This window comes from Pedobacter alluvionis, from assembly GCF_003664035.1.
Classification (GTDB): Bacteria; Bacteroidota; Bacteroidia; order Sphingobacteriales; family Sphingobacteriaceae; genus Pedobacter; species Pedobacter alluvionis.
The window spans coordinates 55,363-71,114 of the sequence record NZ_RCCK01000015.1 but is presented as its reverse complement, the minus strand read 5'-3'; the positions used below and the strand labels follow the sequence as shown (position 1 = coordinate 71,114).

Annotated in this window: 12 protein-coding genes and 1 pseudogene; 11 read left to right on the top strand and 2 right to left on the bottom strand. The window is 37.7% G+C overall.

Annotated elements, in window-relative coordinates; genetic code table 11:
- The first annotated feature begins 60 nt into the window (after nucleotides 1-60).
- Complete coding sequence (locus BCL90_RS22350) at nucleotides 61-2,352, top strand: Tex family protein (RefSeq protein ID WP_121287435.1); 2,292 nt, start codon at nucleotides 61-63, stop codon at nucleotides 2,350-2,352.
- A 71-nt stretch (nucleotides 2,353-2,423) separates the two neighbouring features.
- On the opposite strand, the gene BCL90_RS22345 is transcribed toward BCL90_RS22350, so the two are convergent.
- Both BCL90_RS22345 and BCL90_RS22340 read right to left on the bottom strand, forming a co-directional pair.
- On the bottom strand, nucleotides 2,424-2,879 hold the full coding sequence (locus BCL90_RS22345) for a hypothetical protein (protein ID WP_121287433.1): 456 nt from the start codon (nucleotides 2,877-2,879) through the stop codon (nucleotides 2,424-2,426).
- 381 nt (nucleotides 2,880-3,260) lie between these two features.
- The gene (locus tag BCL90_RS22340; RefSeq protein WP_121287431.1) at nucleotides 3,261-4,340 is read right to left on the bottom strand and encodes a mechanosensitive ion channel family protein; all 1,080 of its coding nucleotides are present in this window, start codon (nucleotides 4,338-4,340) and stop codon (nucleotides 3,261-3,263) included.
- A gap of 200 nt (nucleotides 4,341-4,540) precedes the next feature.
- Here BCL90_RS22340 and pnuC point away from each other — a divergent pair, with 200 nt between their 5' ends.
- The 10 genes and pseudogenes from pnuC to BCL90_RS22290 all read left to right on the top strand — a co-directional run bounded on the left by pnuC (nucleotide 4,541) and on the right by BCL90_RS22290 (nucleotide 15,630).
- Nucleotides 4,541-5,152, top strand: a complete 612-nt coding sequence (pnuC, locus tag BCL90_RS22335) for a nicotinamide riboside transporter PnuC (RefSeq protein ID WP_244095120.1) — start codon at nucleotides 4,541-4,543, stop codon at nucleotides 5,150-5,152.
- Nucleotides 5,149-6,114: an AAA family ATPase gene (locus tag BCL90_RS22330; RefSeq protein ID WP_121287427.1), complete on the top strand. Its 966-nt coding sequence runs from the start codon at nucleotides 5,149-5,151 to the stop codon at nucleotides 6,112-6,114. Before pnuC ends, BCL90_RS22330 begins: the two co-directional genes overlap by 4 nt.
- A 40-nt stretch (nucleotides 6,115-6,154) precedes the next feature.
- Nucleotides 6,155-6,664, top strand: a pseudogene (locus BCL90_RS26305) (ORF6N domain-containing protein).
- A 486-nt stretch (nucleotides 6,665-7,150) separates the two neighbouring features.
- A complete protein-coding gene (rplM, locus tag BCL90_RS22320; protein ID WP_116248884.1) occupies nucleotides 7,151-7,594 on the top strand; it encodes a 50S ribosomal protein L13 in 444 nt (147 codons plus the stop codon).
- 3 nt (nucleotides 7,595-7,597) lie between these two features.
- On the top strand, nucleotides 7,598-7,984 hold the full coding sequence (rpsI, locus tag BCL90_RS22315) for a 30S ribosomal protein S9 (RefSeq protein ID WP_025145383.1): 387 nt from the start codon (nucleotides 7,598-7,600) through the stop codon (nucleotides 7,982-7,984).
- 18 nt (nucleotides 7,985-8,002) lie between these two features.
- Complete coding sequence (gene rpsB, locus BCL90_RS22310; protein ID WP_121287425.1) at nucleotides 8,003-8,863, top strand: 30S ribosomal protein S2; 861 nt, start codon at nucleotides 8,003-8,005, stop codon at nucleotides 8,861-8,863.
- 129 nt (nucleotides 8,864-8,992) lie between these two features.
- The gene (gene tsf, locus BCL90_RS22305) at nucleotides 8,993-9,838 is read left to right on the top strand and encodes a translation elongation factor Ts (protein ID WP_121287423.1); all 846 of its coding nucleotides are present in this window, start codon (nucleotides 8,993-8,995) and stop codon (nucleotides 9,836-9,838) included.
- 400 nt (nucleotides 9,839-10,238) lie between these two features.
- Nucleotides 10,239-11,330 carry an N-acetylglucosamine-6-phosphate deacetylase gene (nagA, locus tag BCL90_RS22300; protein ID WP_121287421.1) on the top strand — a complete coding sequence of 364 codons (1,092 nt, stop codon included), beginning with the start codon at nucleotides 10,239-10,241 and terminating at the stop codon, nucleotides 11,328-11,330.
- Nucleotides 11,331-11,339: 9 nt separating this feature from the next.
- Complete coding sequence (locus BCL90_RS22295; RefSeq protein WP_121287419.1) at nucleotides 11,340-12,302, top strand: MBL fold metallo-hydrolase; 963 nt, start codon at nucleotides 11,340-11,342, stop codon at nucleotides 12,300-12,302.
- A 55-nt stretch (nucleotides 12,303-12,357) separates the two neighbouring features.
- Nucleotides 12,358-15,630 carry a TonB-dependent receptor gene (locus tag BCL90_RS22290; protein WP_121287417.1) on the top strand — a complete coding sequence of 1,091 codons (3,273 nt, stop codon included), beginning with the start codon at nucleotides 12,358-12,360 and terminating at the stop codon, nucleotides 15,628-15,630.
- Nucleotides 15,631-15,752 lie beyond the last annotated feature (122 nt).

Here is a 15,752-nt window from a genome sequence, read left to right as displayed (position 1 = left end):
AATAATTAAATCCCGCAAATCCTGATTAGCTTTGCTTCTTTTAATTTTTACCTTTAGGATATGTTAACCTACCATAAAATAATTGCAGCCGAATTAAAAGTTGCAGAAAAGCAAGTAACAGCAACCATAAATTTGTTAGATGAAGGTGCAACAGTACCCTTTATATCGCGCTACCGTAAGGAGGCGACGGGCAGTTTAGACGAAGTTGAGGTAGCAGCAATCCGCGATCGGGTTTTACAATTGCGCGATTTAGATAAACGCCGTGAAGCGATTTTAAAATCGATGACCGAACTTGGTAAGCTAACACCGGAACTGGAAAAAAAGATCAACGAAGCAGAAACCATTTCACTCTTAGAAGACATTTATCTCCCGTTTAAACCTAAGCGTAAAACACGTGCCTCGGTTGCAAAAGAAAAAGGATTAGAACCTTTGGCCCTGCAGATATTTGAACAGAATACTTTTGACTTAAATGCTGAAGCAGGCAAATTTGTCAATGTCGAAAAGGGAGTAAACTCATTTGATGATGCCTTAGCTGGCGCAAGGGATATTATTGCCGAGATGATTTCTGAAAATGCTGATGCGCGCACTAAAATGCGTACTTATTTTCAGGAAAAAGCTGTTTTTAAATCAGAAGTGATTAAAGGAAAAGAAGAAGAAGGCATTAAATATAAAGATTATTTTGAATGGAGCGAGCCGGTTAAAACAGCTGCATCACACCGTGTTTTGGCTATGCGCCGTGGCGAAAAGGAACTGATTTTAAGATTAGATGCACTTCCACCAGCAGAAGATGCCATTGCAATTTTAGAGAACCAGTTTATTTTAGGCAATAATACCGCTTCAAAGCAAGTTCAGCAAGCTTTAGAAGATGGTTATAAACGCTTGTTGGAACCAGCTATGGAAACCGAACTTCGGGTTTTCACCAAACAAAAAGCAGATGAGGAAGCCATCCGGGTTTTTGCCGAAAATGCACGTCAATTGTTGTTGGCAGCTCCAATGGGGCAAAAAAATGTATTGGCAATCGATCCTGGTTTCCGTACTGGCTGTAAAGTGGTTTGTTTAGATAAACAAGGCCAGTTGTTAGAAAACACTGCCATTTATCCGCATACCGGACAAGGAAATGTTAAAAATGCCGAATTTACGATCCAACAGCTTTGTGAAAAACATAATGTTGAAGCCATTGCAATAGGCAATGGAACTGCAGGTAGAGAAACCGAAACATTTGTTAGGGCATTGAATTTACCGCACATTACAATAGTAATGGTTAACGAAAGTGGCGCTTCGATTTATTCAGCATCGGAAGTAGCCAGAGAGGAATTTCCTACCCAGGACATTACCGTGCGTGGAGCAGTTTCAATCGGTCGCCGTTTAATGGATCCATTGGCCGAATTGGTGAAAATCGACCCAAAATCTATCGGCGTTGGTCAATACCAGCACGATGTTGATCAAAATAAATTACAGGCAAGTTTAGATGACACCGTAGTCAGTGCGGTAAATGCTGTAGGTGTAGAATTAAATACCGCCTCAAAACAAATCCTGGCCTACGTTTCTGGCTTAGGCCCTACTTTAGCGCAAAATATTGTTGATTACCGCAATACAAACGGTGCTTTTAAAAACCGTGAAAGCTTGAAAAAAGTACCTCGTTTAGGCGACAAGGCTTACGAACAGGCGGCAGGTTTCTTACGTATCCGTAATGCGGAAAATGTTTTAGATACCAGTGGTGTTCACCCTGAACGTTATGCGGTAGTAGATAAAATGGCAAAAGATCTTGGCACTACCGTTTCTGCTTTAATGAAAGATACACAGTTGCAAAAGCAGATTAAGCCACAACAATATGTTACAGATGAAATCGGTCTGCCAACTTTGAATGATATTTTAAAGGAATTGGCTAAACCGGGTCGCGACCCGAGAGAGCAATTTGAGGCTTTTAGTTTTACTGATGGTGTAAATGAAATTGCCGATTTAAGAGTGGGTATGAAACTTCCTGGAATTGTAACCAACATTACCAATTTCGGTGCCTTTGTAGACATTGGTGTCCATCAGGATGGTTTGGTGCATACCAGTCAACTTGCAAATCGTTTTGTAGCGAACCCAAATGACATTGTTAAAGTACATCAAAAAGTAGAAGTAACGGTAATGGAAGTTGATGCTGCCCGCAAACGGATTTCCTTATCAATGAAAACAGAAGTTAATCCGAAGTCGGAAGTCCGCAGTCGGGAGTCCAGGGAGCAGAAACCTAAGCCAGATTTCAAATCGAACAACAATAAACAAAACTTCAAGCCTCGTAATGAGCCAAAAGATGCGGATGGCGATTTACAAGAGAAATTAGCAAAACTAAAAGGAATGTTCAAATAGTAATTCCATAGTTACTGAACGACACAGAGCTTGGCCTGTGCCGTTCAGTACGGGGATTTAATTATGAGCGATTAATAGTCGAATTGATGGGTATAATCTTTATTAACATCTACTGTAACACCATCATCATTGGTGATCACTTTGCCATCTATCTCCGCTTTATAGCTGATTTGATAACTGGCATTAAAGTTAATGCACTGCACGCTGGTAGTAATTACATCAACTGGTAATACAGTCTCAATTACATAGGTTTTGGTACTTCCAGTGAAATCGTCTTTCCCTAAAGAAATAGCGGCTTCATTATTTCTGGTCACGCCATTTACCTTCCAGATGGTTTTAGTGCCTTTAGTATCACCACCTACAATCACGAAAGAAACGTAGTCATCAGATGAATTCACACCGTTTGCGGTGATGGTAAACTTTGCAGTTTTACCGCTTGTTGCAGGAGTAGTGTCTGAATCTTTTTTACAAGAGAATAATAACGTCAGAATAAGCGCAAGAGATAATAATTTTGATCTGTTTTTCATAGATTTTTAGTTGTTTTATTATTACAAGAACCAAAAAAATGCCAAAACCTGTTGTTATACTTAAAATACTATATTTCGGGTAAAAAGAACTACCTGTTTTTAGGTAGTTTTAGAATGCTTTATTTGTTTTGATAGCTGGTATGCTAAAAATTATCCCGTTAAGAGGCCTATATCTGCGACACAAATTCCCTTATCGCAGCATCGGGATGATCAGGTTTCAGAACGTTCTCCGATTAAAAACCTTTAAACCATCTGCTTTTAATTCTCGGACAGTTTGCGGGTCACTTTCTGAAATATTAAACTCTTAAAGGTAAAATCTACCTTTTAGCTTCTGAAAATAGTGACCAGAGGAAATAACTTATTTAGTCTTAGCTTGTAAAACTACAAACCCGCTAACTTATCCCGATGTTGTAATCTTGTTTTAGGTAAACTATCAGGATAATTATTCTGGATAAAAGCAATCATCGCTTCTCTTACATGGCAACGTAAATCAAAAGCCCTGGAAGAACTTGAAGCACTCATTAAAAAACGCACTTCAATAACACCATCTTTTGTGCTGTCTGTAACTTGTACTACATTTACGCGCTTATCCCAAAGCGGATCAGCATTTAAAAGCCGGGTTAATTCCTGCCTCATCGGTTCGATTGGGATGGTATAGTCAAGATATAAAAATACCGTTCCAAGCAAATCAGCCGAAACACGCGTCCAGTTTTGGAAGGGCTTTTCGATAAAATAAGTAATTGGCAGAATTAACCGTCGTTGATCCCAAATATTGATTACCACATACGTTAGGGTAATTTCTTCTACCTTACCCCATTCGCCTTCTACAATTACAACATCATCAATCCTGATCGGCTGGGTAAAGGCAATCTGGAAACCTGCTAATAAATTCCCAAGCGATTTTTGCGCTGCAAAACCGATGATAATCCCGCCTATTCCAACTCCGGTAAGGAGCCCCGCCCCGATTTTACGCATACTTTCAAAACTCAATAAAATAATAGCAGCAGTAATTAAAATAATAAGCGAAACAATAAACTTTCTAACAAACTCCAACTGCGTTCTGATTTTGCGCTCTTTCAGGTTGTTTTCTTTGTTTAGATCATATTTAAGATAGAAATAATCTTCCAAAACGTTAATCGCCCTTACCAAAATAAGCGCAAAAGTAATGGTCAGGGCAATTTCTAATATTTTGGCCATAGGAAGACGATATGTTGGCGCCATCTCCATCAGCGTTAAGGAGAAGTTAAGGAACAACAGGGGAATAAAAATAGCTACAGGCCTCCTCAAATGCTTTACTGTAGATTTTATAATGATAAAATCCCACCAACGCGAAAGCAGGATAAAAGTTTTGTGAATGACAAACTTGATTAAAATACCAAGAGATACCGCTATCAAACCAATGATTAGGTTCTTAAAAAACAAAGGGATAGGGTAACCGAAAACCTGATCGAGAAATTGCATAAAAGAATCTGCTGGTTAATAAATACGGCGATTAGCCATTAGATGTTCTTATAACAGCTATATTTTTGGATTGTTTGCCAATAGAAAACCAATTGCCACAAATAAAATTATTTACATTAGCATTTTGTAGATTTCAAAAAAAGAAAAAGATGGATTTTTTCGATACCCATAGTATATTTTTCACAGTCCTTGGCTATAAAATGAGCTATTTAGAATTTTTTGCTGTAATTACCGGGATTATTTCCGTTATACTTTCAGCAAAAGCCAGCGTTTGGAGTTGGCCCATGGGTATTGTCAATGTATTCTTATCAGCCTTTCTATATTATCAAAGCCAGCTTTATCCCGATATGTTTTTAATGGTTTTCTTTTTTATAACCAACATCATGGGCTGGTGGCGATGGACAAATCCAAAGCCTGGAGAAGAAGATAAAAATAAAGAACTCAAAATCAGCTTTATGCCTGTAAGGCAATTTTTAATTTTATTGGTTATTGGTATTATTGGCACATTATTAATGGGTACATTGGCCAGTCAACTTCATAACTGGTTGCCGCTATTATTTAATTTACCCAGCGCTTATCCTTTTATTGATTCTTTTATTTTTGTGATGAGTGTGATCACGACTTTTCTAATGATCCAGAAAAGAGTAGAATGTTGGATTATCTGGCTGATTATAGATATTGTAGCCACTTACCTGTACTTCTTAAAAGGCATCAAGTTTATGGGGGTCGAATATTTCATTTTCACCATTATTGCTGCTTTTGCATTGTGGCATTGGATAAAAGAATATAGAAGCTACGCTAAAACGGCATGAAAAGAGGTTTAGTGATTGGCAAATTTATGCCCATTCATAATGGGCATATTGCGCTTATTAATTTTGCGGCTTCGCAATGCGACGAACTGATTGTATCAATGAGTTTCACTCCTGCGGACAAGATTAATCCTGTTTTACGTTTTGAATGGATCAAAGAGATTTTTAAGGATCAATCCAAGGTCAAACCCGCTCTTATACCTGATGATTTCGATGATGAAACACTGCCATTGAATGAAAGGACAAATATTTGGGCAATCAGGATGCAGGAGGTATATCCAAAAATTGATATTCTTTTTAGCTCCGAGTTTTATGGAGCACCATTTGCCTTCAATTTAAAAGCTGAACACAGCTTATTTGACGAGCCGAGAAAATCAATCCCCGTTTCGGCAACCCTAATCAGGAATCATCCTTTTCAATATTGGGAATTTATTCCAAAAGAAGTCCGCCCATATTTTGTAAAGAAAATTTGTTTCTATGGACCAGAGAGTACAGGAAAATCGACCATGGCTGAAAAAATGGCCTTACACTATCAAACGACCTTTGTTCCAGAAGTTGCGCGCGAATTAATCGACTCGAACGATATCACAATTGATGACATTATCAAAATCGGGACAGCACAAACCGAAAGAGTTAAGGAAAAAACAAACAGCGCCAACAAGCTTGTTTTCTGTGATACCGATTTAATTACCACAAAAATTTATTCGCAATATTACCTGAACGAAATTCCACAGATCCTGAATGATCTTGAAAAAGAAATCTGTTATGATTTATATTTCCTATTGGATATTGATGTGGAATGGGTTGCTGATCATCTCCGTGATTTTGGAGATAGGCGGCTTGAAATGTTTAATCTGTTTAAGAGTGAGCTTGAAAAGCGTGGAATAGCCTACATTCAGATCAGCGGGGATTATAAAACTCGGGAAGAAAAGATCAGGAAAATTATAGATTCGATTTTGGTTTAAATAAATCATTTTTTTATCTTTAGATTCAATTCAAAATGATATGACAGCTAAACAAGTGCTTCCTATCATCCCTGACAATACTGTAGTTAATAAAATTTACGAGCTAAGGGGCCTCAAAGTGATGCTCGATAGTGACCTGGCAGAGCTTTATGGTGTAGAGACTAAGGTTTTAAATCAAAGTATCCGCCGAAACATAGAACGTTTTCCCGATGATTTCATGTTCCAACTGACCGGTGAATAATGGGAATCTTTGAGGTCACAAATTGTGACCTCAAAAGCTAAAAGAGGTGGAAGGACTTATTTACCCAATGTTTTTACCGAACATGGCATATTAATGCTATCGAGTGTATTGAATAGTAAGCCAGCGATTCAAGTGAATATTCAAATTGTAAGAATTTTCTCCCGTATCCGTCAATTTATTGTTGATAATGGCGAGTTCAAGCTTGAAATAGAAGAAATTAAAAAGACGTTGAATAATCATGATAAAAATATCGAGTTGGTTTTTACCTACCTGGATAGACTTATCGATAAGAAAATTGGACCAAGGTAGAGAATTGGCTACATGCCTGATGATTTATAATTTTAATGAACATTAAAAATCTTGAAGTCACAAATAGCAACCTCAAGATTGACCAGAGAAATGGCGCCGTAAGTTTATCATTATACTTAAATTTCTAAACGGATTGCAGCGGCATCTTTTCAAATTTGCAACGGCTTCATTTACTATGTCATTCTGAGGTACGAAGAATCTGCAACCGATGAAACAGATTCTTCGTACCTCAGAATGACAAAACCTACTTAAAAGATTTAGTGTAAGCCCGGCTGGAACCAATCAAAGAATTTCTGGTTTTGTTTTTCACAACCTCAAAAACGATACGGCATATTAGATGCTTAAATAAATTCAGCATGACGATCGCGAGGTAAAAATGCAAAACTATTTTCAATCAACTATTTGATAATAAAAGTATTCTATCTATCTTTGCAGTCCCAAATTTAATGGGAATAATAAATTGTTTAATAAATTAAATACAAGCAAGTGAATACGTTAAGTTACAAAACTGTCTCGGCCAATGCGAAAACTGTTAACAAACAGTGGATTGTTGTTGATGCGCAAGGCGAGATTTTGGGGCGCTTGTCATCGAAGATCGCTATGATCATCCGTGGTAAAAACAAGCCTGAGTACACCCCACACGTAGATTGCGGAGATAACGTAATTGTTATCAATGCAGACAAGGTTAAATTGACAGGAAACAAATTCAGCGAAAAGCAATATGTTTCTTATACTGGTTATCCAGGTGGTCAACGTTTTATTTCTCCTAAAGAGTTAATGGCGAAACACCCTCAACGTGTAATCGAGAAAGCGGTACGTGGTATGTTACCGAAAACTAAATTGGGCAAAAAATTGTATACCAATCTTTTTGTGTATGCTGGTGAAACTCATCCGCATTCGGCTCAATCTCCAAAAACCATTAAACTTTAAGAAATGTCAGTTACTAACACTTCAGGAAGAAGAAAAACAGCTGTTGCACGCATCTACTTAAAAGATGGTGCTGGCGCAATTACCGTTAACGGTAAAGATCACAAAGTATATTTCCCTACTTTACCTTTGCAATATATCGTAAACCAAAGTTTAGAAGTTTCTGAACTTACCGGCCGTTATGATATCACTGTAAATGTACAAGGTGGTGGAGTAAAAGGACAAGCAGAAGCTGTTCGTTTGGCTATTGCTAAAGCGATTGTTGAACTAGATGCGGAGAAAAAACCTGCTTTACGTGCTAAAGGTTTAATGACACGTGATAACCGTATGGTTGAGCGTAAGAAACCAGGACGTGCTAAAGCCCGTAAGAAATTCCAATTCAGTAAACGTTAATCACAGGAGGCAAAGACAATGGCAAGAACAACTTATCAAGACTTATTGGATGCAGGTGTACACTTTGGTCACCTTACCCGTAAATGGAATCCAAAAATGGCTCCTTATATTTTCATGGAGCGTAATGGAATTCACATTATAGATTTAAATAAAACTTTAACTAAAACTGAAGAAGCTGCGGCGGCGATTAAACAAATCGTAAAATCAGGACGTAAAGTATTGTTTGTTTCAACAAAAAAACAAGCAAAAGGAATCGTAGCTGAACAAGCTAAAAAAGTAAACATGCCTTTCGTAACTGAACGTTGGTTAGGTGGTATGTTAACTAACTTTGCTACTGTTCGTAAGTCAATCAAAAAGATGTCTAACATCGATAAAATGACTAAAGACGGTACTTATTCGATCTTATCTAAAAAAGAGCGTTTAATGATTCAACGTGAGCGTATTAAATTAGAATCACTTTTAGGTGGTATCGCTGATTTAAACCGTTTACCTGCAGCTTTATTCTTAATTGATGTTAAGAAAGAACATATTGCAGTTACTGAAGCGTTAAAATTAAACATCCCTACTTTTGCGATGGTTGATACTAACTCTGATCCTTCTAACATCGATTTCCCTATTCCAGCGAATGATGATGCTACAAAATCAATCTCTTTAATTACTGATGTAATTATCAAAGCTATTGAAGAAGGTTTAGATGAGCGTAAACGCGAAAAAGATGATGAGGCTGAAAAAGAAGCAGTAGCAGCAAAAGTTGCAGCTGATGCTCCTGAAGCAAAAGAGCCAAGAGGAGCTGGTGAAAAAAGACCAACAACTAAAAAGGCAACTGCTGAAGCGGAAGTTGAAGCTCCTTCATCAGAAGAAACTAAAACAGAAGAATAGTAATATTTTTTAATTGCAGGTTACTGGTTTCAGGTTTTAAGTTGGCTTAACATGAGTTTAACTTAGCGCTTGTAACTTGTAACCTGTAATTGTTATAACAAGATTGTAAAATTTAAAAAAAGAAATAAAATGTCTACAGTACAAATTACTGCCGCAGATGTAAACAAATTACGCCAACAAACTGGCGCTGGTATGATGGATTGCAAAAAAGCTTTAGTTGAAGCTAATGGCGATTTCGAAGCTGCTGTTGATTTGTTGCGCAAAAAAGGTCAAAAAGTATCTGCCGCTCGTTCTGGTAATGCTACTTCTGAAGGTCTGGTATCAATCAATATTTCAGCTGATGGAACTAATGGTAAATTAGTTGCTTTAGCTTGTGAAACTGAACCAGTTTCTAAAGTTGAAGATTTCCGTAATCTAGCTCAGGCCGTTTTAGCTGCAGCAGTTGCCAACAATCCTGCTTCTGCTGAAGAATTATCAGCGATTACTTTGGAAGATGGACGTACAGTTGCCGAAACAATAACTGAACTAACCGGTAAAATCGGAGAGAAAATCGTTATTCAGGAGTACGCAAATGTATCTGGTGAAAAAATCGTTTCTTATATCCACTCTAATGGTAAAATGGGTGTTTTAGTGGTATTTGAAAACACTAATGGCGCAGATATTACTGAAGCTGGTAAAGATGTTGCAATGCAAATTGCTGCAATGAACCCAGTTGCTGTTGATAAAGACGGTGTTGATCCCGCTACAATTGAACGTGAAATCGAGATTGCTAAAGACGTTATCCGTCAAGAAGGTAAACCAGAGGAAATGGTTGAGAAAATCGCTGCTGGTAAATTGAATAAATTTTACAAAGACAGTACTTTATTAAACCAGGAGTTTGTTAAAGATAGCTCTATGGATGTGCGTAAATATTTAGATAACACTTCTAAAGGTTTAACAGTATCTGCTTTCAAACGTGTACAATTAGGTGCATAAGCATTTCTAAAATAATTAAAAGCTCCTGGTGAAAATCAGGAGCTTTTTTTATGCCTTTATATTCTTGTTCGTCTCCCTGAAATTTTCAGGGTCTAATTTATTGAGAATGATGCTAAATAATTTACCGCTTAGCTTTCTGCTGCGCTACAGGTCAGCATGACGATTGCATTTCCCTACTTCCAACCTTTTTCCTGAGTCAACAAGGTTCGAACAGTTTGGGGTACAGTGTTTCGGTCAACATGCATCATTTTGGAGCGCTCAAAGTAGCCGCACTCGGCTTTAAAAAACTTCTTCTACCGGGCTGACTTTCATTCATTTGGTTATTTCATCTTATTATCCAAATATATAGTCACAATATTTAACTTTGACCGTTTAAGATTAAATTTACTCAACGTTTGATATGCCTAAAGTAATTTCCAACACCTCCTATTTTCAGGGCAACGATTTAAAAAAGAACCAAGACATCATTATCGATGGTGATATCATTTCAGCTATTAAAGAAAGTGATCATAAAGAAACCAGCCATTCGATTGTTGTTCCAGGTTTTATAGATCTGCAGATTTATGGAGCAGGCGACAGGTTATTTTCTGCCGAGCCAAGCATCGAATCGTTAAGCATTATAGAAGATGACCTGCTCAAAAAAGGAACGACTGGTTTTTTGGCCTGCATGGCAACAAACTCTCCCGAAGTTTTTAATGAATGTATCAAAGTAGCTAAAGCACATCGCTCAATAGCCAGGAATTGCCTGGGTTTGCACTTAGAAGGTCCATTTTTAAATCCAAAACGTTTAGGCGCGCACGTACCTGCCTTTGTGCGAAAGGCATCCTTAAACGAAATTAAGAAATTAATCGATTTTGGAGATGGTGTAATTAAATTGATGACAATAGCACCGGAAATCCAGGATGATGAGGTAATACAATACTTACTAGATCAAGGTGTTGTGGTTTCATTAGGACATAGCAATGCAACTTTTGAGGAAGCTACTGCGGCGTATAATAAAGGCATCCAAACCACTACCCACCTCTTTAATGCCATGAGCCCCATCCACCATCGGGAATCTGGAATACCCACAGCTGTTTTTAGTCACGCTAAGGCGATGGCCAGTATTATCGCCGATGGGCAACATGTAGATTTTGAGGTGGTTAAATTTGCGCAGAAACTATTAAAAGAGCGTTTATTCCTCATCACCGATGCCGTTACGGCCTGTTCAACTGGTCCTTATCAGCATATCCAAAAAGGAAATAAATATGTAATGCCTGATGGAACGCTTTCTGGTTCATCTTTAACCATGTTAAAAGCTGTTAAAAACTGTGTAACACACTGTGGCATCAGCTTAAATGATGCAATTAAAATGGGAACAAGTTATCCTGCCAAACTAATCGGAATTGAAAACTTAACAGCAAATATCGCAGCTGGTGAGCAGGCAAATTTAGTCGTGCTTGATGATGCGCTAAATTTAAAAGAGATTATTTTTAAGGGTAAAACGATATAATCAACCAATATGTTTAACAGAATTCTTCCAGTAATTATTTTTCTATTCATGTGTGCTGATAATTCTAGGGCGCAGGAAAAGGGGTCTGCATTTACCATCATTCCACTTGGTGTAAAAGGCGGCGATGATGAGAGCAATTTATCATCGTACATGATAACACCAAAAGGAAGCGACAAATATGTTTGCCTTGATGCGGGTACAATAAACGCAGGCATCCAAAAAGCAATCGATTTTAAATCACTAAAGGGCAATAGCGAAGAGATACAGCGTAAGCAGATTAAAGGTTATCTGATATCTCATGGACATTTAGACCATTTAGCTGGCCTGATCATCAATTCGCCCGCAGATACATCCAAAAACATCTACGGCCTGCCATCTGTCCTGAATATTTTAAGGGATAAATATTTTACCTGGGACGCCTGGGCTAATTTTGCCAACGAAGGTGAAAAACCACAGCTAAAAAAGTATACGTATTTCCCATTGATTGAAGGCAATACTTATCCTCTTGAAGGCACAGAAATGAAAGTAAAAGCCTTTGAACTGAGCCATGGCAATCCTTATAAAAGTACTGCTTTTCTAATCAGCCACAATGATAGTTATGTTCTTTATCTGGGAGATACTGGCGCTGATGAAGTTGAAAAATCAGATAAACTCGCCAGCCTGTGGCAAAATATAGCACCGCTGATTAATGCCGGCCAGCTAAAAGCCATCTTTTTAGAGGTTTCTTTCCCGAACGAACAGCCCGATAAACAATTATTCGGGCACCTTACACCAAAGCTTTTTTTTAGTGAAATTGGCAAACTTAAAAGCTTAACGGATGGTGATACCATTAAAAAAGTTTCTTTCATTGTAACCCATATTAAACCTCCGCAACATAGTGCCGAAAAAATAAAACATCAATTACTTACAGAAAATACACTTGATTTAAACTTAATATTTCCTAAGCAAGGAAAACTGTTAACAATTAATTAATATAAATACAACATTAGCTATAGTAAGTCGGAGTATTTTTGCTTAAAAATTACTCATGAAAAAAACTTTACTTCTATTTACAACATTTCTACTTTTAATATTCTTAAAAATAGATGCTGTTGCACAAAATGAAACAACTGCCTCTATAAATGGAATGGTTGTCGATACTAAAGGACCAATTAGCGGGGCTACAGTGATTGCCATACACGAACCATCAGGTTCGAGATATGCCACTTCTACCAGATCGGACGGCCGTTATAATTTACCAGCGATGCGTATTGGTGGTCCTTATTCCATTACCGTTTCTTTTATTGGTTTTAAAAATCAAACACAACGTATTGAAAAATTGGCCCTTGGCCAAAGTTCTACTTTAAATGTATCCTTAAGTGAAGACGCCAGTAATTTATCAGAAGTTACGGTATCAGGAAAACAAAGTAAAGTTTTTAACTCGGGAAGAACAGGTGCATCGCAGAATATTTCGAGAACAGCAATACAAAATTTGCCAACTTTAAATAGGAGCTTTACCGATTTCGTAAAGCTTACCCCTCAGTTCTCTTTACAGTTTGGTAGCCCAAGTATTGCAGGAAGAAGTAACCTGGCCAACAATTTTACGGTTGATGGAGCGCTGTTTAATAATGCATTCGGCTTACAGGGTACCATTGGAAGTCAAACAAGTTCTCAACCGATTAACATGGATGCCTTCGAAGAAATTACAGTAAACATTGCTCCATACGATATTCGTCAAAGTGGTTTTACAGGTGCTGCAATAAATGCAGTAACCAGAAGTGGTACAAATGAATTTCAGGGCTCTTTAAATACTTACTACAGAGACCAGGACCTGGTAAGTGATTACAATTATGCTGGATTAAAAGTGCCGGTAACCAATTTTAGCCTTAAAGGTTATGGCTTTACCTTAGGCGGACCGATTATTAAAAATAAATTATTCTTTTTTGCCAGCGGAGAATTGGAAAGAAGATCAGATCCGGGAACTGGATTTTCAGCTTCAAGGGCTGGAAGCACGGGACCAAATATATCTCAGGCAAAAGGCGAAGACTTAGATAAGTTAGGTTCTTTTTTACAAACGCTTGGCTACGATCCAGGGGCTTACGAAAATTATGCCTTAAAAACCAGGAGCGATAAACTATCTGCCAAATTAGACTATAATATTGATGATAAAAATACTTTAAGTTTAAAATATTTCTATTTCAGATCTTATAAGGATATTTTACCAAGTAATAGTGGTGCTCCTAAAAATAACCGTCAGCCATCACAGCTGGGGCTTCCTTTCCAATCGGCAGGATATGGCATAAACAACAATATGGATAACGTTAACCTTGAGTTCAGAACACGTTTTAACAATAAATTCTCTAATCAATTAACAGTTGGTTACAATAGCATGAACGATTTCAGAGAATCAAAGGGTAACAAGCCTTTTCCACTTGTTGATATTATGAATCCTGATGGAAGTTCGTATACTGCTTTCGGCTACGAACCTTTTACTGCCTTTAACACGTTAAAAACTAAGGTTTACCAGATTACAGATAACTTTAATATCTATGCGGGCCGCCATGAAATAACATTGGGCGCAAATTACGAAGGCTACAGAACGCTTAACGGTTTCGCTCCTAACTATTATGGTGCCTATACCTTTAACAGCCTTGCCGATTTTTATAACAGCGCCAATAATGGCGTATCAAATGCAACCAAATACCAGGTTCAATACTCGGTTATGCCTGATGGATCATTTCCTTATGCAGAAATCCAGTCGAATATGTATGGCTTGTACGCTCAGGATGCTTTTACGGTTAACGATGAGTTAAAATTAACGCTTGGCTTACGTGCCGATTTAACCAGCGTTTCTTCACCAGCTTCACTAAGCAATCCAAATGTAGAAAAGTTGACTTTCGAAAATGATCAAAAAATTGATGTGGGCAGATTTCCTAAAAGTTCTATTTTATGGTCGCCACGTTTAGGCTTTAACTGGGATGTAAACCATGCCGGAAAAACACAGGTAAGAGGTGGTACAGGGCTGTTTACCGGAAGACCTCCATTGGTTTGGATATCTAACCAGGCCAGCAATAACGGTGTTCAATTTGGTTCTGAATCGATTAATAACCCAACCAACAGACCATTTACCCCCAACGTTGATGCTTATAGAAATGTAAATAAAGCTACAGCAGCAAACAATACAGCTTACAATCTTGCTGTAACCCAACAGGATTTTAAATTTATGCAAGTTTGGCGTTCTAATTTAGCGGTTGACCAGAAATTGCCTGGCGGTGTAACCGGAACAATCGAAGCCTTATACTCAAAAGATATTAATTCTGTTTATTTCCGCAATGTGAATTTAAACACTTCGGCATATACCCTTTTAAAAGGCGCTGATAACCGTCCGAGATACACCAGTTCAAGAATTTACGGGTCAGCAACCCCTACTCCGGCAAACCCAAACATTTCTGATGCAATTGTAATGACCAATACCAATAAAGGCCATAGTTTAGCAATTACAGGAACATTATCGAAAGAGTTTGCAGGTGGTCTTTTTGCAACCGCAGGTTATACTTATACCGATTCGAGATCAGTTAATGATGGTGGTTCTATTGCCCAAAGTATGTGGAGAGACCGTCAGGTTTCTGGCAGCCCGAATACAGATGCACTTTCTTATTCTAGCTATATGGTTAAAAACCGCTTCATTGCCTCTGTTGTTTATAGAAAAGAATACATTAACCACTTAGGTACAACATTCTCTATGTTCTATCAACTACAAGATGGTTTCAGATATTCTTATACTTATGGAAACGACTTAAACAATGATGGTTTGAGCGGGAACGATTTGATTTATGTTCCGGCTAATAAATCTGATATTGTTTTGGTACCAGAAAATGCTGGCGATACCCGTACACCTGACCAGCTTTGGGGTCAATTAAACAGCTATATCAGCCAAGACAATTACCTGAACAAAAAAAGAGGTCAGTATGCAGAAAGAAATGGTCTTGTTGGTAATGTAATCGGTACGCTTGATATTCGACTGGCACAAGATTTATTCGCAAACCTGAAAGGTAAAAAGCATTCTCTTCAACTTACTTTTGATATTTTCAATTTCGGGAATATGATTAATAAAACCTGGGGAGTTCCAAAATTTGCCAACAGGGCTAACGGACTTCTTAACTTTAAAGGAGTGGATGCAACATCGGGTAAACCTACATTTTCTTTCCCTTACTTAAATGCGGATAACAGCGTGCCTTTGGTTAATACATTTTCAAGCAATATTGATGAAACTGCCCGTTGGAGAATCCAATTCGGATTAAGATATAGGTTTAATCAATAATTTTTTAGAATTAAAAAATAAAAATGGCTGGATTGGATAACGATTCAGCCATTTTTTATAAAAAGGGATAACGTAAATGTAACAAGAAGGCAACAGCTGCTTAACATAATTAAAGTAGGTTT

Excerpts from the sequence above, each read along its gene's own strand:
- BCL90_RS22340 (WP_121287431.1), bottom strand. The coding sequence starts at position 4,340 with ATGCAATTTCTCGATCAGGTTTTCGGTTACCCTATCCCTTTGTTTTTT.
- BCL90_RS22350 (WP_121287435.1), top strand. The coding sequence starts at position 61 with ATGTTAACCTACCATAAAATAATTGCAGCCGAATTAAAAGTTGCAGAA.
- tsf (WP_121287423.1), top strand. The coding sequence starts at position 8,993 with ATGTCTACAGTACAAATTACTGCCGCAGATGTAAACAAATTACGCCAA.
- BCL90_RS22290 (WP_121287417.1), top strand. The coding sequence starts at position 12,358 with ATGAAAAAAACTTTACTTCTATTTACAACATTTCTACTTTTAATATTC.
- BCL90_RS22295 (WP_121287419.1), top strand. The coding sequence starts at position 11,340 with ATGTTTAACAGAATTCTTCCAGTAATTATTTTTCTATTCATGTGTGCT.
- rpsB (WP_121287425.1), top strand. The coding sequence starts at position 8,003 with ATGGCAAGAACAACTTATCAAGACTTATTGGATGCAGGTGTACACTTT.
- BCL90_RS22345 (WP_121287433.1), bottom strand. The coding sequence starts at position 2,879 with ATGAAAAACAGATCAAAATTATTATCTCTTGCGCTTATTCTGACGTTA.
- nagA (WP_121287421.1), top strand. The coding sequence starts at position 10,239 with ATGCCTAAAGTAATTTCCAACACCTCCTATTTTCAGGGCAACGATTTA.
- BCL90_RS22330 (WP_121287427.1), top strand. The coding sequence starts at position 5,149 with ATGAAAAGAGGTTTAGTGATTGGCAAATTTATGCCCATTCATAATGGG.
- pnuC (WP_244095120.1), top strand. The coding sequence starts at position 4,541 with ATGAGCTATTTAGAATTTTTTGCTGTAATTACCGGGATTATTTCCGTT.
- rpsI (WP_025145383.1), top strand. The coding sequence starts at position 7,598 with ATGTCAGTTACTAACACTTCAGGAAGAAGAAAAACAGCTGTTGCACGC.